The 22,266-nt window shown below is 58.7% G+C and carries 24 protein-coding genes; 19 read left to right on the top strand and 5 right to left on the bottom strand.

Annotated elements, in window-relative coordinates; translation table 11 throughout:
• Nucleotides 1-120: 120 nt before the first annotated feature.
• The 3 genes from AB3226_RS10430 to AB3226_RS10420 all read left to right on the top strand — a co-directional run bounded on the left by AB3226_RS10430 (nt 121) and on the right by AB3226_RS10420 (nt 1,854).
• The gene (locus tag AB3226_RS10430; RefSeq protein WP_007901849.1) at nt 121-609 is read left to right on the top strand and encodes a TIGR00645 family protein; all 489 of its coding nucleotides are present in this window, start codon (nt 121-123) and stop codon (nt 607-609) included.
• Nucleotides 610-812: 203 nt separating this feature from the next.
• Nucleotides 813-1,106 carry a DUF6482 family protein gene (locus AB3226_RS10425; protein WP_367373011.1) on the top strand — a complete coding sequence of 98 codons (294 nt, stop codon included), beginning with the start codon at nt 813-815 and terminating at the stop codon, nt 1,104-1,106.
• Nucleotides 1,107-1,236: 130 nt separating this feature from the next.
• On the top strand, nt 1,237-1,854 hold the full coding sequence (locus AB3226_RS10420; RefSeq protein WP_007901858.1) for an FKBP-type peptidyl-prolyl cis-trans isomerase: 618 nt from the start codon (nt 1,237-1,239) through the stop codon (nt 1,852-1,854).
• 125 nt (nt 1,855-1,979) lie between these two features.
• On the opposite strand, the gene AB3226_RS10415 is transcribed toward AB3226_RS10420, so the two are convergent.
• From AB3226_RS10415 to AB3226_RS10405, 3 genes are all read right to left on the bottom strand, one after another.
• Nucleotides 1,980-2,237 (bottom strand): hypothetical protein, encoded by a 258-nt coding sequence (locus AB3226_RS10415; RefSeq protein ID WP_095055691.1) that lies wholly within the window; start codon nt 2,235-2,237, stop codon nt 1,980-1,982.
• A gap of 205 nt (nt 2,238-2,442) precedes the next feature.
• Nucleotides 2,443-2,784 (bottom strand): zinc ribbon domain-containing protein YjdM, encoded by a 342-nt coding sequence (locus AB3226_RS10410; RefSeq protein ID WP_010467527.1) that lies wholly within the window; start codon nt 2,782-2,784, stop codon nt 2,443-2,445.
• A 190-nt stretch (nt 2,785-2,974) separates the two neighbouring features.
• Nucleotides 2,975-3,943 (bottom strand): polyprenyl synthetase family protein, encoded by a 969-nt coding sequence (locus tag AB3226_RS10405; protein WP_008008687.1) that lies wholly within the window; start codon nt 3,941-3,943, stop codon nt 2,975-2,977.
• Between the two features lie 240 nt (nt 3,944-4,183).
• On the opposite strand from AB3226_RS10405, the gene rplU reads away from it, so the two are divergent.
• From rplU to AB3226_RS10380, 5 genes are all read left to right on the top strand, one after another.
• Nucleotides 4,184-4,498: a 50S ribosomal protein L21 gene (gene rplU, locus AB3226_RS10400; protein WP_007901869.1), complete on the top strand. Its 315-nt coding sequence runs from the start codon at nt 4,184-4,186 to the stop codon at nt 4,496-4,498.
• A gap of 34 nt (nt 4,499-4,532) precedes the next feature.
• Nucleotides 4,533-4,808, top strand: a complete 276-nt coding sequence (gene rpmA, locus AB3226_RS10395) for a 50S ribosomal protein L27 (RefSeq protein WP_007943982.1) — start codon at nt 4,533-4,535, stop codon at nt 4,806-4,808.
• A gap of 193 nt (nt 4,809-5,001) precedes the next feature.
• Nucleotides 5,002-6,225 (top strand): Obg family GTPase CgtA, encoded by a 1,224-nt coding sequence (gene cgtA / locus AB3226_RS10390; protein WP_223485909.1) that lies wholly within the window; start codon nt 5,002-5,004, stop codon nt 6,223-6,225.
• Nucleotides 6,226-6,348: 123 nt separating this feature from the next.
• Nucleotides 6,349-7,467: a glutamate 5-kinase gene (gene proB, locus AB3226_RS10385; RefSeq protein WP_367375781.1), complete on the top strand. Its 1,119-nt coding sequence runs from the start codon at nt 6,349-6,351 to the stop codon at nt 7,465-7,467.
• A gap of 12 nt (nt 7,468-7,479) precedes the next feature.
• On the top strand, nt 7,480-7,944 hold the full coding sequence (locus AB3226_RS10380) for a CreA family protein (RefSeq protein ID WP_367373010.1): 465 nt from the start codon (nt 7,480-7,482) through the stop codon (nt 7,942-7,944).
• Nucleotides 7,945-8,128: 184 nt separating this feature from the next.
• On the opposite strand, the gene rpsT is transcribed toward AB3226_RS10380, so the two are convergent.
• Entirely contained in the window at nt 8,129-8,407 is a 279-nt protein-coding gene (rpsT, locus tag AB3226_RS10375) for a 30S ribosomal protein S20 (protein WP_007901883.1), read from the bottom strand.
• Nucleotides 8,408-8,795: 388 nt separating this feature from the next.
• Here rpsT and murJ point away from each other — a divergent pair, with 388 nt between their 5' ends.
• The 6 genes from murJ (at nt 8,796) to ispH (ending at nt 16,380) form a co-directional block, all read left to right on the top strand.
• Nucleotides 8,796-10,334, top strand: a complete 1,539-nt coding sequence (gene murJ, locus AB3226_RS10370) for a murein biosynthesis integral membrane protein MurJ (protein WP_367373009.1) — start codon at nt 8,796-8,798, stop codon at nt 10,332-10,334.
• A 129-nt stretch (nt 10,335-10,463) separates the two neighbouring features.
• On the top strand, nt 10,464-11,414 hold the full coding sequence (gene ribF, locus AB3226_RS10365) for a bifunctional riboflavin kinase/FAD synthetase (RefSeq protein WP_185047083.1): 951 nt from the start codon (nt 10,464-10,466) through the stop codon (nt 11,412-11,414).
• The gene (gene ileS / locus AB3226_RS10360; protein ID WP_367373008.1) at nt 11,415-14,246 is read left to right on the top strand and encodes an isoleucine--tRNA ligase; all 2,832 of its coding nucleotides are present in this window, start codon (nt 11,415-11,417) and stop codon (nt 14,244-14,246) included.
• The gene (lspA, locus tag AB3226_RS10355) at nt 14,239-14,751 is read left to right on the top strand and encodes a signal peptidase II (protein ID WP_038981489.1); all 513 of its coding nucleotides are present in this window, start codon (nt 14,239-14,241) and stop codon (nt 14,749-14,751) included. Before ileS ends, lspA begins: the two co-directional genes overlap by 8 nt.
• Nucleotides 14,752-14,758: 7 nt before the next feature.
• Nucleotides 14,759-15,196 (top strand): FKBP-type peptidyl-prolyl cis-trans isomerase, encoded by a 438-nt coding sequence (gene fkpB, locus AB3226_RS10350; RefSeq protein ID WP_187326444.1) that lies wholly within the window; start codon nt 14,759-14,761, stop codon nt 15,194-15,196.
• Between the two features lie 236 nt (nt 15,197-15,432).
• Nucleotides 15,433-16,380, top strand: coding sequence for a 4-hydroxy-3-methylbut-2-enyl diphosphate reductase (ispH, locus tag AB3226_RS10345; RefSeq protein ID WP_033054296.1), 948 nt, complete (start codon nt 15,433-15,435; stop codon nt 16,378-16,380).
• On the opposite strand, the gene AB3226_RS10340 is transcribed toward ispH, so the two are convergent.
• Nucleotides 16,349-16,906 (bottom strand): GspH/FimT family pseudopilin, encoded by a 558-nt coding sequence (locus tag AB3226_RS10340; RefSeq protein WP_367373007.1) that lies wholly within the window; start codon nt 16,904-16,906, stop codon nt 16,349-16,351. The two genes, ispH and AB3226_RS10340, sit on opposite strands and share 32 nt — an antisense overlap.
• 131 nt (nt 16,907-17,037) lie before the next feature.
• On the opposite strand from AB3226_RS10340, the gene AB3226_RS10335 reads away from it, so the two are divergent.
• The 5 genes from AB3226_RS10335 to AB3226_RS10315 are packed head-to-tail and all read left to right on the top strand — an operon-like array spanning nt 17,038 to nt 22,264.
• The gene (locus tag AB3226_RS10335; RefSeq protein ID WP_367373006.1) at nt 17,038-17,511 is read left to right on the top strand and encodes a GspH/FimT family pseudopilin; all 474 of its coding nucleotides are present in this window, start codon (nt 17,038-17,040) and stop codon (nt 17,509-17,511) included.
• Nucleotides 17,508-17,957: a type IV pilus modification protein PilV gene (gene pilV, locus AB3226_RS10330; protein ID WP_367373005.1), complete on the top strand. Its 450-nt coding sequence runs from the start codon at nt 17,508-17,510 to the stop codon at nt 17,955-17,957. The genes AB3226_RS10335 and pilV overlap by 4 nt, the downstream gene beginning before the upstream one ends.
• The gene (locus AB3226_RS10325; protein WP_367373004.1) at nt 17,954-18,667 is read left to right on the top strand and encodes a PilW family protein; all 714 of its coding nucleotides are present in this window, start codon (nt 17,954-17,956) and stop codon (nt 18,665-18,667) included. Before pilV ends, AB3226_RS10325 begins: the two co-directional genes overlap by 4 nt.
• 11 nt (nt 18,668-18,678) lie before the next feature.
• Nucleotides 18,679-19,158: a PilX N-terminal domain-containing pilus assembly protein gene (locus AB3226_RS10320; protein ID WP_367373003.1), complete on the top strand. Its 480-nt coding sequence runs from the start codon at nt 18,679-18,681 to the stop codon at nt 19,156-19,158.
• On the top strand, nt 19,145-22,264 hold the full coding sequence (locus AB3226_RS10315; protein WP_367373002.1) for a pilus assembly protein: 3,120 nt from the start codon (nt 19,145-19,147) through the stop codon (nt 22,262-22,264). Before AB3226_RS10320 ends, AB3226_RS10315 begins: the two co-directional genes overlap by 14 nt.
• Nucleotides 22,265-22,266: the final 2 nt, after the last annotated feature.

Here is a 22,266-nt window from a genome sequence, read left to right as displayed (position 1 = left end):
CTGGACACTAGCAGAAAAACTTTGTCACACACACGCAGGTTGCGGATTTTCCGACGGTTTCTGGGTGTAACAGGTGGCTGTTATACTCGCCGCCATTTCCAGCCCCTTGTGTGAGATTCAATGGAACGCTTTATCGAAAATGCAATGTACGCCTCCCGCTGGTTACTGGCGCCGATCTATTTCGGTTTGTCCCTGGGCTTGCTGGCGTTGGCACTGAAATTCTTCCAGGAAGTCTTCCACGTCATCCCTAACGTGTTCTCGATGGCCGAGTCGGATCTGATTCTGGTACTGCTGTCGCTGATCGACATGGCGCTGGTGGGCGGCCTGCTGGTGATGGTGATGATCTCCGGCTACGAGAACTTCGTTTCCCAGCTGGATATCGACGACAGCAAGGAAAAGCTCAACTGGCTGGGCACCATGGATTCGTCTTCGTTGAAGATGAAGGTCGCGGCGTCCATCGTGGCGATTTCGTCCATCCACCTGCTACGGATCTTCATGGACGCCAAGAACGTCGACCCCGAGCATTTGAAGTGGTACGTGGTCATTCACATGACCTTCGTGGTGTCGGCGTTTGCCATGGGTTATCTGGACAAGCTGACCAAGCATTGATTGACTGATCCTTGTGGGAGCGTGGCTTGCCCGCGATGGCATCACTGCGGTTTATCGTCAGGCCGACGTGATGCCATCGCGGGCAAGCCACGCTCCCACAGAGTTGCCAAAACAGACGGGCGGTGTTGTTTGTAGCTTGTACTTTGGCCCGTCGAGGCATATCCATGTAGAGATCCTGGCTCGCCACAGCGTGAGGTGCGCTCATGACTTTGCAAGAATTGAATGCGTATGCCGTCGCCGGAAAGATCGATGAGCTGAACCTGATCTCGATGGAAGGCGTGTTCTACGTGCTTGAAGCTCGGATGCATGGCGCGGCGTATCCGCTGCTCGATGCCCATGGCGAGATATTGCAGCTGCGCTCGGTCGAGCATGCGCGTGAAGTGCTTCACGCCTGTCCCAAGTCATTCAACGTTGTACATACCCCGGCTCATGACGAAATGTGCGGCGCCAGCGCCGAGGAAAGCCCGAAAGTGCCGAGCACCTTCCGTTCTGTGTGACAGCGCTGACGCAGCTCAAACGTGACGGCATCTGTGCTAGTCTGCTCGCCCTTTTGATTCCGGGCGCGTTCCGGGACGCGCTGTGCACGCACGGCAAGTTCCAGGGCCGTCCGCACAGCGGAGCAGTGTCATGTCCGAAGTAAATCTGTCCACCGACGAAACCCGCGTCAGCTACGGCATTGGCCGTCAGTTGGGTGACCAGCTGCGTGACAACCCGCCACCGGGCGTTAGCCTGGACGCAATCCTGGCTGGCCTGACCGACGCGTTCGCCGGCAAGCCAAGCCGTGTGGGCCAGGAAGAAATGTCCGCCAGCTTCAAGGTGATCCGCGAAATCATGCAAGCCGAAGCAGCAGCCAAGGCTGAAGCCGCAGCTGGTGAAGGCCTGGCTTTCCTGGCTGAAAACGCCAAGCGCGAAGGCATCACCACTCTGGCTTCCGGCCTGCAATTCGAAGTGCTGACTCAAGGTGAAGGCGCCAAGCCAACCCGTGAAGATCAAGTGCGCACTCACTACCACGGCACCCTGATCGACGGCACTGTGTTCGACAGCTCCTACGATCGCGGTCAGCCTGCAGAATTCCCGGTTGGCGGCGTTATCGCTGGCTGGACCGAAGCCCTGCAACTGATGAACGCCGGCAGCAAATGGCGTCTGTACGTGCCGAGCGAACTGGCTTACGGCGCTCAAGGCGTTGGCAGCATTCCGCCGCACAGCGTACTGGTATTCGACGTCGAACTGCTCGACGTTCTGTAATCCGGTAAGCCTTTGATCCTGTAGGAGCGAGGCTTGCCCGCGAAAGCATCAACTCGGTTTCAAGTTCAAACTGAGTCGCCTGCTTCGCGAGCAAGCTTCGCTCCTACAGAGGCTTTCAGTGCTACTCATATTTCGATCTTGTGGTGCAGCTCATTTGTCGGGCGCAATGCCCGGGCATAGCAGAACAGAAACAGATTGCGCACCAGTTCCTTGAGTACCACCGGCTCGCTGGAACTCAGGCCGTTGACGTCCAGATCACCCTGATCCTGTAGCTCGTTCAAGGCTTCTTCTTCAAGCACTGCACAGACTTCCCCCGTTTCCCGATGCAGGATTCTGAGGTAAGGGTGTGGGCGGTCCAGCCAGGCATCGATCAAATAAGTCATGAGTCTCATCTCCATTGATGGGTTTCAATGAGAATAATTCTTATTCATCAAATAGCAAGGACCTATTGGCGGTTTGTGTTTTTTTCTGCAGGGAAATTGCTGAGCACCAAAACGACTGGCGTTTGGCTACTGCGCGGGAATGCTGGGTGATGCGGGAAGGGCGAAGCACCATCCCACGCCAGGCGCGGGATGGAATACAGCAGATTCAGACTTTTCTGACGAACTCGGATTTGAGTTTCATCGGGCCGATGCCATCGATCTTGCAGTCGATGTCGTGGTCGCCATCGCACAGGCGGATGTTCTTGACCTTGGTGCCGACCTTGACCACCAGCGACGTGCCTTTGACCTTGAGGTCCTTGATCACGGTGATGGTATCGCCGTCCTGCAGGACATTGCCGACCGAATCCTTTTTCACGGTGTCATCGGAGGCCGCTTCGGCTTCGCCACTGGCGGACCACTCGTGGGCGCACTCCGGGCAGATCAGCTGTGCGCCGTCTTCATAGGTGTATTCGGAATTGCATTTCGGGCAGGGTGGCAACGTGCTCACTAAAGCTCCTTGGATTCAGGATGGCTAAAAAGCGCACATTATATAGGGTTTTATGCGGGGAGGGGGACAACACTACCCTGTGGGAGCCGGGCTTGCCCGCGATGCAGGCGCTCCGGTGTTTCAGATGCACCGCAGTGATGCCATCGCAGGCAAGCCAGCTCCCACAGGAGCCGGTCCTTGCAAGAGGGTGTCAGTGCGTACGGGCTACCGCAAACTCGCTTAATTCCACCAATGCATCGCGGTATTCGCTGGCGGGCAGGGCGTCGAGGCACTTGATCGCACGGGCCACGTAGTCGCGGGCCAGTTGCGCGGTGTAGTCCAGCGAGCCGGAGGCTTCAACGGCTTCGCGAATACTTTCCAGGTCTTCGATGCCACCTTTCTGGATCGCCCTGCGCACCAGTGCGGCCTGCTCCGGAGTGCCTTCGCGCATGGTGTAGATCAACGGCAGCGTCGGTTTACCTTCGGCCAGATCGTCGCCGACGTTCTTGCCCAGGGTTTCGGCGTCGCCACGGTAATCCAGCAGGTCGTCGACCAATTGGAACGCCACCCCCAGGTGATCGCCGAAGGTGCGCAGTGCTTCGCTCTGTTCCGGCGAGGCGCCGGCCAGGGCGGCGGCACTGTGGGTCGAGGCTTCGAAGAGCATCGCGGTTTTGCCGCGGATGACTTCCATGTAGGTTTCTTCGGTGGTGCTGGCGTCGCGGACCTTCGACAGCTGCAACACTTCGCCTTCAGCGATGATGCGCGTGGCTTGCGAAAGGATCTTCATCACCGGCATGGAGCCCAGTTCGACCATCATTTCGAAAGAACGCGAATACAGGAAGTCGCCCACCAGCACGCTCGGCGCGTTGCCCCACATGGCGTTGGCGGTCGAGCGGCCACGGCGCATGCCGGACATGTCGACGACGTCGTCGTGCAGCAGGGTGGCGGTGTGCAGGAACTCGATGGTCGCGGCCAACAGGCGCAGGTCATCGCCTTCGCGGCCGAGTGCCTTGCCGCACAGCAGCACGAGCAATGGGCGCAGGCGTTTACCGCCAGCCGAGGTAATGTAGTCGCCGATTTTCGATACCAGCGGCACTCGGGAAGTCAGCTGTTTCTTGATGATGCCGTCGACGGCGCTAAAATCGTCCGCCACCGCGCGGTAGAAAGCTTGGGGTTGCATCAGCGACAGTTGCTCCAGAAGGGTTGCGCGGCATGCTAGGACCCACGTCCGGGCCTGTCAAGGCACGATGGACGGCCTCTTGCATCGGCCCGGTAGCTTGCGTACAATCGCGCACCCTGAACTTCCTGGGCAGCACCTGCCTTACGCAATTGCAAACAGGCCTTCCAGCCTTATGCAGCCATGCCAGCCAATACCTCTTCTTATAAAGAGCTGGGTGAGCAGGATTATCGGAGAAATACCATGTCTTATGCAGTAATCGTTACTGGTGGCAAGCAGTACAAAGTTGCTCCAGGTGAATACCTGAAGATCGAAAAACTGGAAATCGCTACCGGCGAATCCGTTACTTTTGATCGCGTTCTGTTGGTTGCCAATGGCGACGACGTGAATATCGGCGCTCCAGTTGTTCCTGGCGCTACCGTTGTGGCTGAAGTGATCTCCCAAGGTCGTCACGATAAAGTCCGCATCATCAAGTTCCGTCGTCGTAAGCACCACATGAAGCGTATGGGCCACCGCCAGTGGTACACCGAGATCAAAATCACCGGTATTCAGGCTTAATTTCAGCCTAATTCCTCACTAGGAGAATTGACTCATGGCACACAAAAAAGCTGGTGGTAGTACCCGTAACGGTCGCGACTCAGAAGCCAAACGCCTTGGCGTGAAGATGTATGGCGGCCAGGTTATCATTCCGGGCAACATCATCGTGCGTCAGCGCGGCACCCAATTCCACGCTGGCTACGGCGTTGGCATGGGCAAAGATCACACTCTGTTTGCTAAAATCGACGGCGTGATCAAGTTTGAAGTAAAAGGCGCTTTCAATCGCCGTTACGTAAGCATTGTCCCGAAGACTGACGTCGTCGCGGCATAATTACGTGGTTGCTGGAAAAGCCCTGTCTTGCGACGGGGCTTTTTCGTTTGTGGGGTGAGTCTCTTGCAAAGCTGTTTGTGATGGGCTCCGGCGCAGGTTTTGCGGTCGTTGATTGAGGTCGCTGCGCTCATTTTTGCAAGAGTCTTATGTCTAGATTTTTTCGGCTCGTCCGTATGGCGAGAGGCGTTCTGTTATGAAGTTTGTTGATGAAGTATCGATTCGAGTAAAGGCCGGTGACGGCGGCAACGGTTGCATGAGCTTCCGTCGCGAAAAATTCATTGAAAACGGCGGCCCGAACGGCGGTGACGGTGGTGATGGCGGCTCGGTCTACATGATCGCCGACGAAAACCTCAATACCCTGGTGGACTACCGTTACACCCGGCACTTCGATGCCGAGCGTGGCTCCAACGGCGGCAGCACTGACTGCACCGGCAAGAAAGGTGAGGAGTTGGTCTTGCGCGTGCCGGTCGGCACCACTGTGATCGACTCTGCTACCCAGGAAGTGATCGGCGACCTGACCAAGGCTGGTCAGAAATTGCTGGTTGCTCATGGCGGCTGGCACGGTCTGGGCAACACCCGTTTCAAATCCAGTACCAACCGTGCGCCGCGCCAGACCACGCCGGGCAAGCCGGGCGAACAGCGTGACCTGAAGCTGGAGATGAAAGTACTGGCGGACGTGGGTCTGCTGGGTTTGCCGAACGCGGGCAAAAGTACCTTTATCCGTTCGGTGTCGGCCGCCAAGCCGAAAGTCGCTGATTACCCGTTCACCACTCTGGTGCCGAACCTGGGTGTGGTCAGTGTCGATCGCTGGAAGAGCTTCGTGGTGGCGGACATTCCGGGTCTGATCGAAGGTGCTTCCGACGGCGCGGGCCTGGGGATTCGTTTCCTCAAGCACTTGTCGCGTACCCGTCTGCTGCTGCACCTCGTCGACATGGCGCCGCTGGATGACACCAGTGCTCCGGATGCCGCTGAAGTAATCGTCAGCGAGCTGACCAAGTTCAGCCCGTCCCTGGCTGAGCGTGATCGCTGGCTGGTGCTGAACAAATGCGACCAGATCCTTGAAGAAGAGCACGACGCTCGCGTCAAGGAAATCGTTGATCGTCTGGAGTGGACCGGTCCGGTCTACGTGATCTCCGCTATCGCCAAGCAAGGCACTGAGCGTCTTTGCCATGACATCATGCGTTACCTGGAAGATCGTGCCGATCGTCTGGCTAACGACCCGGCCTACAAGGAAGAGCTGGCCGAGCTCGATCAGCGCATCGAAGATGAGGCGCGCGCCCAGTTGCAGGCGCTGGACGATCAGCGTGCCCTGCGCCGTAGCGGCGTGAAGTCGGTCCATGACATCGGTGACGACGATTGGGACGAAGAAGATGTGGATGACGAAGACGGTCCGGAAATCATTTACGTGCGTGACTGATTCGTTGCGATAAACTTAAGCGCCGCTCACTGGAGCGGCGTTTTAGTATCTGGAAATCGGTAGTCACGAATAACGTTACGGGCAGCGCTGGGTCGTGCTGTCCTCAAGCTAAGGTTGAAGATGATGCGGAGCAAGGTGACAGGTGCGCAGCGTTGGGTCGTGAAGATCGGCAGCGCTTTGCTGACGGCGGACGGCAAAGGCCTGGATCGCGCGGCAATGGGTGTCTGGGTCGAGCAGATGGTTGCCCTGCACGAGGCGGGTGTTGAGCTGGTGCTGGTGTCCTCCGGGGCAGTGGCGGCGGGCATGAGCCGTCTGGGCTGGACTGTACGACCCAGTGCAATGCACGAGTTGCAGGCCGCTGCCGCCATCGGTCAGATGGGGTTGGTGCAAGCCTGGGAGTCGAGCTTTGCCGAGCATGGCCGGCATACCGCGCAGATTCTCCTGACTCATGACGATTTGTCCGATCGCAAGCGTTACCTGAACGCTCGCAGTACGCTGCGCGCGCTGGTCGAGCTCAAGGTGATCCCGGTGATCAACGAGAACGACACCGTGGTCACTGACGAAATTCGTTTCGGCGACAACGACACGTTGGCGGCGCTGGTGGCGAACCTGGTCGAAGCCGATTTGCTGGTGATCCTCACCGATCGCGACGGCATGTTCGATGCCGATCCGCGCAACAACCCTGACGCGAATCTGATTTACGAGGCGCGTGCCGATGATCCGGCGCTGGATGCGGTGGCTGGCAGCACAGGCGGTGCGCTGGGTCGTGGCGGTATGCAGACCAAGTTGCGCGCTGCGCGTCTGGCGGCGCGTTCCGGTGCGCACACCATCATTGTCGGTGGGCGCATTGAGCGAGTGCTGGATCGTCTCAAGGCAGGCGAGCGCATCGGCACCTTATTGTCGCCAGAGCGCGGCATGCTGGCGGCGCGCAAGCAATGGCTAGCCGGGCATCTGCAAACCCGCGGCACACTGGTGCTGGATGCGGGAGCGGTGACGGCGTTGTCCCAGGGCAACAAAAGTTTGCTGCCAGTGGGTGTCAAACTGGTCCAAGGCAGTTTCCGTCGTGGCGAAATGGTGGTCTGCGTGGCGCCGGACGGTCGTGAAATCGCCCGTGGCCTGGCCAACTACAGTGCTCTGGAAGCGCAAAAAATTATCGGTCAGTCGTCTGAGGCGATTGTCGGTCTGCTGGGTTACATGGCGGAGCCGGAACTGGTTCACCGCGATAACCTGATTCTGGTCTGAAGGAATACCTGAATGCGTGTGGCAAAAGGATTGTTGGGCTTGTTGTTGGTGATGCCGCTACTGGCCTCGGCCGATGAAATTGGCCAGGTGTCGACGGTGTTCAAATTTGTTGGTCCGAACGACCGTATCGTCGTCGAGGCGTTTGATGATCCAAAAGTGGATGGCGTGACCTGCTACCTGTCGCGCGCCAAGACCGGCGGCGTAAAGGGTGGGTTGGGTCTGGCCGAGGATCGCGCTGAAGCGTCTATAGCGTGTCGTCAGGTCGGTCCGATCAACTTCAAGGGTGAGCTCAAGGATGGCGAGGAGGTGTTCAAGGAGCGCACGTCCTTGGTGTTTAAGACCATGCAGGTGGTGCGATTCCTCGACAAGAAGCGCAATACGCTGGTGTACCTGGTTTATAGCGATCGTTTGATCGAGGGCAGTCCGCAGAGTGCGGTGACGGCGATTCCGATCCTGCCGTGGACGCACGCTCAATAATCTGATGCAAGTCGAAGTGTGGGAGCGAGCCTGCTCGCGATAGCGGACTGACATTCAGCATCTATGCTGGCTGGGCGTCCGCAATCGCGAGCAGGCTCGCTCCCACATTTTTTTGCAGTGTGTTTGCCAAATCGCAGGCAATAAAAAACCGACCCTGAGGTCGGTTTTTTAATGAGCGTGTCGCTTAGGCAGCAGCGGCAACGTTCAGGGCCTTTACGTGGCCATTCAGGCGGCTCTTATGACGAGCAGCTTTGTTCTTGTGGATGATGCCTTTATCGGCCATACGGTCGATAACTGGCACGGCCAGAACGTAAGCAGCTTGAGCTTTAGCAGCGTCTTTTGCGTCGATGGCTTTAACTACATTCTTGATGTAGGTACGAACCATGGAACGCAGGCTGGCGTTGTGGCTGCGACGCTTCTCAGCCTGTTTTGCACGTTTTTTGGCGGAAGGTGTGTTGGCCACCGTCGAGCTCCTCGAAAGACTTTTTAGGAAATAGCAAACAAAATAGGCCGCGAATCATGCCGATGAGTTGATGTCTTGTCAAGGGCGGGAGAAACGTTCCGCTAAGTGGCCGGTTCCGGCCCCCATGAAAACTACTGCGCTCGGCAATACAGCGTTGAAAACAGACTCGAAATGCTCATTGACTAACGTCAACTGCGCTTTCTCGCTTGCTTTCGCCTTGTCTTGCCTTCGCTCGCTACGTTTTCAAGGGGGCGGTGAGCTGGATATTTCTTTCCGGCGTGCGACCTGTAAACTCGCGAGCTTTGGCTCTGTGCTGTTGCGGCGCGGAGTATCGCATAAGTGGGCGCGTTGTTCGCCTGCTGTTTATCGACAGGCAAAAACTCTTTCAATGAATCTGCTCAAATCGTTGGCCGCTGTCAGCTCTATCACGATGCTTTCCCGGGTGTTGGGGTTTGTTCGTGACACCCTTGTCGCGCGTGCATTTGGCGCCGGAATGGCGACCGACGCCTTCTTTATCGCCTTCAAACTGCCCAATCTGCTGCGGCGGATCTTCGCGGAAGGGGCTTTTTCCCAGGCTTTCGTGCCAATTCTCGCCGAATATAAAAGCCAGAAGGGCGAGGAGGCGACGCGAACGTTCATTGCCTATGTCTCGGGCCTGCTGACACTGGTGCTGGCGCTGGTCACCGCGCTGGGCATGCTCGCCGCGCCTTGGGTCATCTGGGCCACGGCGCCGGGTTTCGCCACTACCCCGGAAAAATTCGAGCTGACCTCCGATCTGCTACGGGTCACTTTTCCTTATATATTACTGATCTCCCTGTCTTCATTGGCCGGAGCGATCCTCAACACCTGGAACCGCTTCTCGGTGCCGGCCTTCGTGCCGACCCTGCTCAATGTCAGCATGATTATTTTTGCGGTGTTCCTGACACCGTATTTCGATCCACCGGTGATGGCGCTGGGTTGGGCTGTTCTAGTGGGCGGTCTGGCGCAATTGCTGTTTCAGCTGCCGCACCTGAAAAAGATCGGCATGCTAGTGCTGCCGCGCCTGAATCTGCGCGATAGCGGTGTGTGGCGAGTCATGAAACAGATGTTGCCGGCGATTATCGGCGTTTCGGTCAGCCAGATTTCGCTGATCATCAACACAATATTTGCCTCGTTTCTAGTGGCCGGGTCCGTGTCCTGGATGTATTACGCCGACCGCCTGATGGAGTTGCCGTCCGGCGTGCTGGGGGTGGCGCTGGGCACGATACTGCTGCCAACCCTGGCCAAGACTTATGCCAGCCAGGATCGCCACGAATACTCGCGGATCCTCGATTGGGGACTGCGCCTGTGCTTCATGCTGGTGTTGCCGTGCGCCCTGGCGCTGGGGATTCTGGCTGAGCCACTGACCGTTTCGCTGTTCCAGTACGGCCAGTTCAGCGCTTTCGATGCGGCCATGACGCAGCGCGCGCTGATTGCTTATTCAGTCGGCCTGCTGGGAATTATCGTGATCAAGGTGCTGGCGCCGGGCTTTTATGCGCAACAAAACATCCGGACCCCGGTAAAAATCGCGATTTTCACCTTGATCGTTACCCAGTTGTTCAACCTGGTATTGATCGGTCCGCTGGCGCACGCCGGTCTGGCCTTGGCCATTAGCGCTGGCGCCTGCATCAATGCCGGGCTGTTGTTCTATCAACTGCGCAAGCAGCAGATGTATCAGCCGCAGCCGGGCTGGGCGAAATTTGGTCTCAAATTGTTGGTGGCGGTCGCGGTGATGTCCGCGGTATTGCTGGGCGCCATGCATTTTATGCCGGCCTGGGGGGAGGGGCATATGCTTGAGCGATTGCTGCGTCTGGGCGCGTTGGTGATCGCCGGCGTGGTGGTCTATTTCGGCATGTTGCTGTTGATGGGCTTCCGTTTGCGCGACTTCAATCGCAAAGCGCTGAGCTGAGGCTTTTGTCTCGATAAACACGGGCGGGCCGGCGGTTTTGTCGGCTCGATCACTTTGGGTTACGGTGTTGCCTGTCGTCGGCCGCCGGGTGTGGTTATAATCGACCACTTTATGAGCAAGAAGCGCGTTATGCAGCTGGTTCGAGGCCTCCACAACCTGCGCCCCCAGCATCGGGGCTGTGTCGCCACTATTGGCAACTTTGACGGTGTTCACCGTGGTCACCAGGCTATCCTGGCCCGGCTGCGTGAGCGTGCGCTCGAGTTGGGCGTGCCCAGCTGCGTGGTGATTTTTGAGCCGCAGCCGCGAGAGTTCTTCGCTCCGGATACCGCCCCGGCCCGTCTGGCCCGCCTGCGGGACAAACTGCAGCTGCTGGCCGTAGAGGGTGTCGACCGGGTGCTGTGCCTGGCGTTCAATCAGCGCCTGAGCAAACTCAGCGCCAGCGAATTCGTCGATACTATTCTGGTGGACGGCCTCGGCGTACAGCATCTGGAAGTCGGCGACGATTTCCGTTTCGGCTGTGACCGGCTAGGGGATTTCGATTTCCTGCAACAGGCAGGCGTCCTTCAGGGGTTTACCGTCGAAGCGGCGCAGACTGTCGAACTGGACGGCATTCGTGTCAGCAGCACTCAGGTGCGTAACGCCCTGGCCGCTGCAGATTTTGCCTTGGCCGAGCGGCTGCTCGGGCGTCCGTACCGGATTGCCGGGCGGGTCCTGCACGGCCAGAAGCTGGCGCGTCAACTGGGTACGCCGACCGCCAACATACAACTCAAGCGTCGTCGTGTGCCGCTGTCCGGGGTTTATCTGGTCAACGTCGACATCGACGGTAAAACCTGGCCAGGCGTCGCCAATATCGGCGTTCGGCCAACGGTCCAAGGTGATGGCAAAGCCCACCTCGAAGTACACCTTTTAGATTTTGCCGGCGATCTGTATGACCGGCGTTTGACGGTGGTTTTCCACCACAAGCTGCGTGAAGAGCAGCGTTTCGCCTCTCTGGAGGCGCTTAAGACGGCGATCAATGCGGATGTCGCCGCCGCCCGTGCCCTGTCGCACCTAGCGCCAATCGCTAATGAAGAGCCTTAAATGACCGACTATAAAGCCACGCTAAACCTTCCGGACACCGCCTTCCCAATGAAGGCCGGCCTGCCTCAGCGCGAACCGCAGATTCTGCAGCGCTGGGACAGCATTGGCCTGTACGGTAAGTTGCGCGAGATTGGCAAGGATCGTCCGAAGTTCGTACTTCACGACGGTCCTCCGTACGCCAACGGCACGATTCACATCGGTCATGCGCTGAACAAGATTCTCAAGGACATGATCATCCGCTCGAAAACCCTGTCGGGTTTCGACGCGCCTTATGTTCCGGGCTGGGACTGCCACGGTCTGCCGATCGAGCACAAAGTCGAAGTGACCCACGGCAAGAACCTGGGCGCGGACAAGACGCGCGAACTGTGCCGTGCCTACGCCACCGAGCAAATCGAAGGCCAGAAGTCCGAATTCATCCGTCTGGGCGTGTTGGGCGACTTCGCCAACCCGTACAAGACCATGGACTTCAAAAACGAGGCCGGCGAAATCCGCGCCCTGGCGGAAATCGTCAAGGGTGGCTTCGTGTTCAAGGGTCTGAAGCCTGTGAACTGGTGCTTTGACTGCGGCTCGGCCCTGGCTGAAGCGGAAGTCGAGTACGAGAACAAAAAATCCGCGACCATCGACGTGGCGTTCCCGATCGCAGATGAAGCCAAGCTGGCTGCCGCGTTCGGTCTGTCGTCGCTGGGCAAACCCGCCTCGATCGTGATCTGGACCACCACCCCGTGGACCATCCCGGCCAACCAGGCGCTGAACGTTCACCCGGAATTCAACTACGCCCTGGTCGACGTCGGCGACAAACTGCTGGTGCTGGCTGAAGAGCTGGTCGAGTCGTGCCTGGCCCGCTACAGCGTGGAAGGTTCGGTCGTTGCGACCACCACCGGTAAAGAACTGGAACTGATCAACTTCCGTCACCCGTTCTACGATCGCCTGTCGCCGGTTTACCTGGCCGAATATGTCGAACTGGGCGCGGGCACCGGCGTGGTTCACTCCGCGCCAGCCTACGGCGTAGACGACTTCGTGACCTGCAAAGCCTATGGCATGGTCAACGACGATATTCTCAATCCGGTGCAAAGCAACGGCGTATACGCGACATCGCTGGAGTTCTTCGGCGGCCAGTTCATCTGGAAGGCCAACCCGGCCATCGTCGACAAACTGTCGGAAGTCGGCGCGCTGCTGCACACCACCACCATCGAACACAGCTACATGCACTGCTGGCGTCACAAGACCCCGCTGATCTACCGTGCGACCGCACAGTGGTTCATCGGCATGGACAAAGAGCCTGCGACCGGCGAAACCCTGCGCAAACGGGCGATCAAAGCCATCGAAGAGACCAAGTTCGTTCCGGCCTGGGGCCAGGCGCGTCTGCACTCGATGATCGCCAACCGTCCGGACTGGTGCATTTCCCGTCAGCGCAACTGGGGCGTGCCGATCCCGTTCTTCCTGAACAAGGAAAGCGGCGAGCTGCACCCACGCACCGTCGAGCTGATGGAAATCGTCGCCCAGCGCGTCGAAGTCGAAGGCATTGAAGCCTGGTTCAAGATGGACGCCGCCGAGTTGCTCGGTGAAGAAGCGCCGCTGTACGACAAAATCAGCGACACCCTGGACGTCTGGTTCGACTCGGGCACTACGCACTGGCACGTCCTGCGCGGTTCGCACTCGATGGGCCACGAGACCGGTCCACGCGCCGACCTGTACCTGGAAGGTTCGGACCAGCACCGCGGCTGGTTCCACTCGTCGTTGCTGACCGGTTGCGCCATCGACGACCACGCGCCGTACCGCGAGCTGCTGACCCACGGCTTCACCGTTGACGAGTCCGGCCGCAAAATGTCGAAGTCCTTGGGCAACGTCATCGCGCCGCAGAAGGTCAACGACACCCTGGGCGCCGATATCATGCGTCTGTGGGTCGCTTCTACCGATTACTCGGGTGAAATGGCGGTTTCCGAGCAGATCCTGCAACGCAGTGCGGACGCCTACCGGCGCATCCGTAACACCGCGCGCTTCCTGCTTTCCAACCTGACCGGTTTCAACCCGACCACCGACATCCTGCCGGCCGAAGAAATGCTGGCGCTGGACCGTTGGGCCGTGGATCGCACCCTGCTGCTGCAACGCGAGTTGCAAGAGCACTATGGCGAATACCGCTTCTGGAACGTCTACTCCAAGATCCACAACTTCTGCGTGCAGGAGCTGGGCGGTTTCTACCTCGACATCATCAAGGACCGTCAGTACACCACTGGCGCCAACAGCAAGGCCCGTCGTTCGGCGCAAACCGCGCTTTACCACATCAGCGAAGCGCTGGTGCGCTGGATCGCGCCGATCCTGGCGTTCACCGCCGACGAGCTGTGGCAGTACCTGCCGGGCGAGCGTAATGAGTCTGTGATGCTCAACACCTGGTACGAAGGCCTGACCGAATTGCCGGAAGGCTTCGAACTGGACCGCGCCTACTGGGAGCGGATCATGGCGGTGAAGGTGGCGGTCAACAAGGAAATGGAGATCCAGCGCGCGGCGAAGGCCGTCGGTGGCAACCTGCAAGCCGAAGTGACGCTGTTCGCCGAAGACGCACTGAGCGCCGATCTGGCCAAGCTGAGCAACGAACTGCGCTTCGTGTTGATTACCTCGACTGCCACCGTTGCACCGTTCGTTCAGGCGCCGGGCGATGCCGTGGTCACCGAAGTCGGCGGTTTGAAACTGCAAGTGGTCAAGTCGAGCCATGCCAAGTGCGCCCGTTGCTGGCACTGCCGTGAAGACGTTGGCGTGAACCCGGAGCATCCGGAAATCTGCGGTCGTTGCGTCGACAACATCAGCGGCGCTGGCGAGGTTCGTCACTATGCCTAATGCCGTTGGCCGTTTCGGACGGCTGAGCTGGCTCTGGTTGAGTTTGCTGGTTTTGGTCATCGACCAGGCCAGCAAGTTCTACTTCGAAGGCTCGCTGAGCATGTACCAGCAAATCGTGGTGATCCCCGATTACTTCAGCTGGACCCTGGCCTACAACACCGGCGCGGCGTTCAGTTTCCTGGCTGACAGCTCGGGCTGGCAGCGCTGGCTGTTCGCCCTGATCGCGGTGGTGGTCAGTGCGGTGCTGGTGATCTGGCTCAAGCGCCTGGGGCGCAACGAAACCTGGCTGGCAGTCGCCTTGGCGCTGGTGCTGGGTGGCGCGCTGGGTAACCTGTACGACCGCATTGCGTTGGGCCATGTGATCGATTTCATTCTGGTGCATTGGCAGAACCGCTGGTATTTCCCGGCGTTCAACTTTGCCGACAGCGCAATTTCTGTCGGTGCCGTGATGCTTGCACTGGATATGTTCAAAAGTAAAAAGACCGGAGAAACCGTTCATGACTGAACAGGTATTGGCTGAACAACGCATCGGCCAGAATACGGAAGTCACTTTGCACTTTGCATTGCGCCTGGAGAACGGTGACACCGTCGACAGCACCTTCGACAAAGCCCCGGCGACCTTCAAGGTTGGCGACGGCAATCTGTTGCCAGGTTTCGAAGCAGCGCTGTTCGGCTTCAAGGCCGGCGACAAACGCACCCTGACCATCGAGCCGGAAAACGCCTTTGGTCAGCCCAACCCGCAAAACGTACAGATCATCCCGCGCTCGCAGTTCAAGGATATGGAACTGTCGCCTGGCTTGCTGGTGATCTTCAACGATGCGGCCAATACTGAGCTGCCCGGTGTGGTGAAAGAATTCGATGACGCCCAGGTGACCATCGACTTCAACCACCCGCTGGCCGGTAAAACCTTGACCTTTGACGTCGAGATCTTCAACGTCAAAGCGCTGTAACTGACCTAACTCGGTCCAATGTGGGAGCGGGTTTGTGTGGCGAGGGGGCTTGCCCCCGTTCGATTGCGAAGCAATCGTAAACCGATCACCGCTTTCTCACTCAAGATCGCGCTGGCTGGTTTCAGGGGCGCTTCGCACCCCAACGGGGGCAAGCCCCCTCGCCACAAAAGGCTCGCTCCCACAATAAGTTTTCTACCGTTTTCGCTATTTCTTGCGCGCAAGACACGAGGCACAGCATGCAAATCAAACTCGCCAACCCCCGTGGCTTCTGCGCCGGTGTGGACCGGGCGATCGAAATCGTCAACCGCGCCCTGGAAGTCTTCGGGCCGCCGATCTACGTGCGCCACGAAGTGGTCCACAACAAATTCGTCGTCGAAGACCTGCGCGCCCGTGGGGCGATCTTCGTCGAAGAGCTGGATCAGGTGCCGGACGACGTGATCGTGATCTTCAGTGCCCATGGCGTTTCCCAAGCCGTGCGTACCGAAGCTGCAGGCCGAGGCCTGAAGGTGTTCGACGCGACCTGCCCGCTGGTGACCAAGGTGCACATCGAAGTTGCGCGTTACAGCCGCGACGGCCGTGAATGCATCCTCATCGGCCACGCCGGTCACCCGGAAGTCGAGGGCACCATGGGCCAATACGATGGCAGCAATGGTGGCGCGATCTATCTGGTCGAGGACGAGAAAGACGTCGCCGCGTTGCAGGTGAACAACCCTGAAAAACTGGCCTTCGTCACCCAGACCACCCTGTCCATGGACGATACCAGTCGCGTGATCGACGCCCTGCGTACTCGGTTCCCGGCGATCGGCGGTCCGCGCAAGGACGATATCTGCTACGCCACGCAAAACCGTCAGGACGCTGTTAAACAACTGGCCGACGAATGCGACGTGGTGCTGGTGGTTGGCAGCCCGAACAGCTCCAACTCCAATCGCCTGCGTGAACTGGCCGAGCGCATGGCCACCCCGGCTTACCTGATCGACGGCGCCGAAGACCTGCAAAAGAGCTGGTTCGACGGTGTCGAGCGTATTGGTATCACTGCCGGTGCCTCCGCCCCGGAAGTACTGGTGCGTGGCGTCATCCAGCAATTGCAGGCCTGGGGCGCCACCGGGGCCGATGAACTGGCCGGCCGCGAGGAGAACATTACGTTCTCCATGCCTAAAGAGCTGCGCGTGCGTTCGTTGCTGTAACACCTTTCGCCTTTCGACACAGCGCCTGCTCAGCCTTATCCTTGGCCAGGCGCACTCGACCGCTCGCCGCCAGCACTACCTGGAGCAGGCTGACCGGCTCGCGAGTCGCGCAAATGTGCAGTCTCCCTGCCTGAAATGCCCCGTCGGGCATCTGCGGTTCCCCCAGACTGCTGAACCGTACAAAACGTCTTACCCACCAATTACCGACAATCGGCGTCCGAGTATCACTCGCACGCTCCACCAGCAGCGGGTTGCTGCTGTCCTCCGGCCCTTTGCCACTGATGTCCAGAATGATTCGCCAGCCTTGGCTCCAATCACCATTGATGCCATGAATGACTACGCTCTGGTTGCGGGTGATGGCCAGGGTTCTGGCGTGCCGGATCCCGCCCATCAGCGACTCGGCTGCCTGCTCCCGATGGTTCGATTCTGTGAATGCAGCGAACGCCGGGCTGACCAGTTGCAGAACAATCCCGACAATTGTCAGTCCCATGAGCAGTTCGATCAGGCTGAAACCTTGCTGATGCATGTCATTTCCTTTCCTGGAGTGCTGCGGCCCGCACGATCCCTGCGCGAGTAATGGCAAAACAACCGTACATCCGCCGGTCGAATGTTCTAGCGTGTAGAAGCAGGTATAGCCGACGGCAACGGAGGGCACCGATGGATCATCGTACAAAAGGTTTCACGCTCATCGAGCTGCTGATCACGCTCGCCGTGTTTCTGATCCTGATCACCTTGGCCGTTCCGGCGTTTACCCGCTCGGTGCAAAGTACCAAGGCCGACACCGAGATCGGCGACCTGCAACGCGCGCTCAATTACGCCCGGCTTGAGGCGATCGACCGGGGCATTACCACCCGGGTTCGCCCGACAGCAGGCGGAAGTGTCTGGACCGGCGATCTGACCGTTTATGACGGTACCGGCAACCCGGCCAATGTATTGCGGGTTGTTCCAGCGATGAGCAGTGGCGCCACTCTGACGCTAACCTCAGGAGTAACCGCAATTGATTTCAACAATCTGGGCGGTTTGTCGGCGCCGTCCACGGCCGTCGTGATCAGTTATGTACTGGGGGCACAGAGCAGGACGCTGAATGTGTGTTTGAACGGACGAATTCTATTGGGTGGAAGTTGCGGATGAGGGGTTGGAGCAAGCGTGCACAGGAGGGCATGACGCTGATCGAGGTACTGGTCGCGTTGTTGGTTCTGGCCGTGGGGTTGTTGGGCGCGGCGGCGATTCAGCTCAATGCGCTGAAATACACCGATAGCTCGCGGATGACCAGCCAGGCGAGTTTTATCGCCTACGATATGATGGACCGCATTCGCGCCAACTCCGGCGCCGATTACACCGTTACGCCACCGACCTCGGGCAATTTGAGCGTGGCTCGGGATCAGGACCTTTTTGACTTCACCCGCAACATCGCCAGTTTCGGCGGCGCCACGGCGACCGGCAGCATCACCCGCAACCAGCGGGTATACACCATCACCATTACCTGGGACGACTCAAGGGCCGCCAATACCGCCGACTCGCGCCGCAGTTTCGTCGTTGTCAGCCGCGCTACCGTTGATCCGGCGACGACACCATGATCAGAGCCAATCGAGGTTTCGGCCTGATCGAGTTACTGATCGCCCTGGCGTTGAGTCTGGTCGTGGTGCTTGGCGTGGCGCAGATCTTCATCGCAGCTAAAAATACCTACGTCAGTCAGAACACCGCCGCCGGCATGCAGGAAGATGCACGGTTTGTCCTGAGCAAGATGATTCAGGAAATCCGCATGGTCGGCATGTTCGGTTGCCTGGGCACGATTGTCGACGCCAGCTCGGCAGGGAATTTCAATGCCAGTCAGATCACGCCGATCAGTTGGGACAATGCCAACCTCAAATTGACTTTGGTCACCGCCGATGTCGGCGGCAGTGGCGGGGTGCCAACCTGGACAGTGATTTCCGACTGCCGCAACACCGCGACGGCCTACACCGGCCTACGAACGCCGACGTCTGGGCAGTTGGCATTTCCGATCCGGCGGCTGATCTACAGCTTCAGCAACAACCAGCTGCTGATGGGCTCCGGTGCCGGCACGCCGACGCAGCAGGTGCTGGTGAACAATGTCAGTGCCTTCAATGTGAGCTTCGGCCTCGCCAGTTCGGCCACGGATACGGCCGCCTCCAGCTACAGCAGCAACCCGTCCGACCCGGCGCGAATCCGCAGTGTGCGACTGACGCTGACGCTGATCGACCCGAACAGCCGGGTACACGAACAAACCTTCAACGTGGTTGCCGCCTTGCGCAACCGGTTGCCATGAGGGGAAGGCCGATGAGTAATTTCCCCATGACCTCTCACGCCCAGCGCGGCATGGCGCTGTTGGTCAGCCTGGTATTTCTCCTGGTATTGACGTTGATCGGTCTTTCGTCGATGCAGAGCGCTACGTTGCAGGAAAAAATGGCCGGCAGCGTGATTCTGCGCAACCAGTCGTTTCAGGGGGCGGAAGCGGTGTTGCGCGTCGGCGAAAGCGCGGTGCAACTGAATACCTATTCATTGCCGGTTTGCAGCGGTACCAGCCAATGCGCACCGCCAGCCGAGGCGTCAGTCATCATTGCCTCCGGGTTCAATTCCACCTCGGGGGTGACCTGGATTGCCTCCGGCAGTGGTTTTTACGGGGTGCAGAACATCGGCACCACCCTGACGGCCGTGAACGTGCCGAGCAACACCTCGGCAACGCTGTACCGGGTGACCGCCGTGGGCATCGCGGGCAACTCACGCAGTGTGGTGGAGAGTATCTATGCGAAGTACTGAGACCCGCACAGGCTGGCACCGTTGGTTGTTGCAGGTGTTCTGCGGCGCGGCGTTGAGTCTTTATCTGACTGCGCCGGCTTATGCCTTCACGCCCTCGGATTCGCCGCTGTTGAACGCCGCTGCCGTGGCGCCCAATGTGATGTTGTTACTCGATGACTCGAAGGGTATGAACAGCATTATCTGGGCGGCAGGCTTCGACCCGACGGTCGTACGTGCCCCGGTGACTATTTGCCTCTCCAATGGTTCGTGCAACAAAGGCCGTGAGCTTAATGTGGCTGACGGCAATATTCCCCTGTCGAGTTTGAATCATGGGACGTGTTCGAAGGCCGGATGGTACGGTTTTTATATGAACAGCGTTTCCGGTCTGGCTTCGCTTTGCCTGAAGCTTCCTGATCCGGTGGGGAGCGAGGACACCCTATATACGGCGAATTACCTGTCCTATCTAATAAGCTTGGCGAACAATGCTGACCGGGATTTCACTGATGGTTCTATCCCCAATGATTACCGGATGAATGTGGCGCGCAACGTCTTCAAGACGTTAGTGACCAGCAACCGTTCGCTGCGCATCGGCTTGGCAACGTTCAACCTGGCTGTTGGCAACCGTAAGGATGACGGCGGTTACATAGTCCGTTCGATCAGTGATTTGTCGGCAGTCAGCGGCAGCGTGACCCAGGCTCAGGCCGATACCAACTACAACGCATTGATCGCCGGAATCGACGAGCTGAGCGCACAGGCCAATGTGCCGCTGGCTGAAGCCTATTACGAGATCACCCGTTATTTTCGTGGCATGACGCCCTACAACAACTCGATAGTCAACACCTACACCAGTCCGATTCAGTATCGCTGCCAGAGAAATTACGGGGTGGTGATCACCGGTGGTCTGCCGACCTTCGATCATACCTTTCCCACCGACGATCCGCTGGGCCTCAGCCGATTACCAAACTGGGACGGTATCAGTAACGATGGCGCCAACCCCGTCGGCGACAAAGAGGGCGACACCTTTTATCTGGATGACATCGCCAAGTTCGCCTTCGACATTGACATGCGCTCCACGGGTACCGACACGACAGGAAAAAGCTGGAACGCCCTGGATTTTCCCAGGCAGAACCTCAACACCTATACCGTGGGTTTCACCGTGGCAAACCAGATGTTGTCGGATGCCGCCAGCTATGGGCAGGGTAAGTACTATCAGGCGATCGATAGCGTGGGGCTCAACAGCGCATTGTCTTCGGCCTTGAGCGATATCACTTCCAAGGCAGGCTCCGGTGGCAGCGGCGTGACCAGTGGCACGACCCTGACCAGCAACTCGAGCTACTTCCAGACCAGCTATGACCCCACGGACTGGCGGGGCACCGTAAAGTCCTTTGGTTTCACGTCGGCGGGAATAGTCAATACGGCCACAGTGCTGTGGACCACCGATACCACCATCGTGCCCGGTGCCACCGCGCCGACCTTCCAGTCCTGGAACACGCAGACCAACGCGGCTGTCACCTTGGCCTACAGCAATTTCTCGTCGGCCCAGCAGACATCCCTAAACCAGGGGCTGGATACCGGCATTACCGGCAGCGATCTGGTGGAGTGGAGCAAGGGCACCAACAAAACCGGGTTGAAAGCGCGCAGCGTATTGCTCGGCGACATCATCAATTCGCCACTTGTGCTGGCCGCGCCCACGGACCAAACCGCGTCCGATCTGGTGGGCGACACCAGTTACAGCACCTATCTCACCACCAAAGCCGCCAATATGAACTCCAGCCTGGTGGTGAATGCAAACGACGGTTTTGTAAACATCATCAATTCCACCAACGGGGCCAGACGCTACGGCTATATGCCCTCCAGCGTGCTGCCATCATTGCGCTACATCGCTGACCCCACTTACATCAATGGTGTGAGCCACAAATATCTGGTCGACGGGCAAGTCGGTGTATTCGATGCCCAACTCAACGGCGCCTGGAAAACCCTGGCGATTGGCGGAACAGGGGCGGGCGGCAAAACCTTCTATGCGCTGCAATTGTTCGACGCCTCGGCCGGTAACGTGACTAAAGCACTGTGGGAAATCAGTGCGCCGGCCACGGCCAGTACTGCGAACGATTTCAATGATCTGGGTTATGCCTATGCGCGCCCGGAAGTGGCACGCTTGGCCGATGGTCGCTGGGCCGCCTTCATCTCCAACGGCTATGGCAGCAACTCCGGGGTGGCAGCGCTGTATGTGGTGGATATTAGCGACGGCACGTTGATCAAGAAAATCGTGGTCGACAGCACCGAAACCACCAACGGCCTGTCGTCGGTGAAGCTCAGGGTCAACTCGCAGAATGTAGTGCAGGCTGCTTATGGAGGCGACTTGAAAGGGCGGTTGTGGAAGTTTGATTTGAGCGGTGCCACCGCCGACACCTGGGGTGTGGCGTTTTCCGGCAAACCGTTGTTTACCACGGCCGGCGGCGCGACCCAGCCAATCACCGTTCAACCATTGCTCGCCGATCATGCATTGGGCGGCAAGGAAGTGTTTTTCGGTACCGGCAAACTCAATGAGGCCGCCGACAAGACCAACAAGGATCTGCAGGCGTTCTACGCGGTATGGGATGCGGAGGGGGGAGCGGGGCAAATCACCACTTCCAGCTTGCAGGCGCAGGCGGTGACCGGCGTGTTTTCCGGCAGCACCGGACAATTCATCACCACCAGCCAGAATGAAGTGACCTACCCGGCAAAGAAAGGCTGGTACTTGCCCTTGGTGTACAACAACGTGCTGACGGGGGAGCGGGTGATCAATCAGGCCAGTCTGGTGTCGGGGCGAATCGTCTTTACTACGGCCAGTATGGATACCGTAGACCCCTGTACCAGCTTCGGCACTGGCAAACTGGTCGAGCTCGATGCGTTCAGCGGTAAGATGCTCAATTACGCGGTGCTCGATACCAATGGCGACGGGACGGTCGACAGCACTGACACGATTTCCAGCGGGGTGATCTTCACGGGCGGTATTCCGACCTTGAACGCGGTCGTCAATGACGCAACCCGCAAAGTGGTGAACGATTCCGGTGGTGGCGTGACCACTCTGGTAGAAAAGTCCGGTGGCGGCAGCGGCCGTCGCATCATGTGGCGACAAATACAGTAAGT

This window comes from Pseudomonas lini (genome assembly GCF_964063345.1).
Classification (GTDB): Bacteria; Pseudomonadota; Gammaproteobacteria; order Pseudomonadales; family Pseudomonadaceae; genus Aquipseudomonas; species Aquipseudomonas lini_B.
Note: the sequence above shows the minus strand (reverse complement) of the source record. Positions and strands in the feature narration are given on the sequence as shown.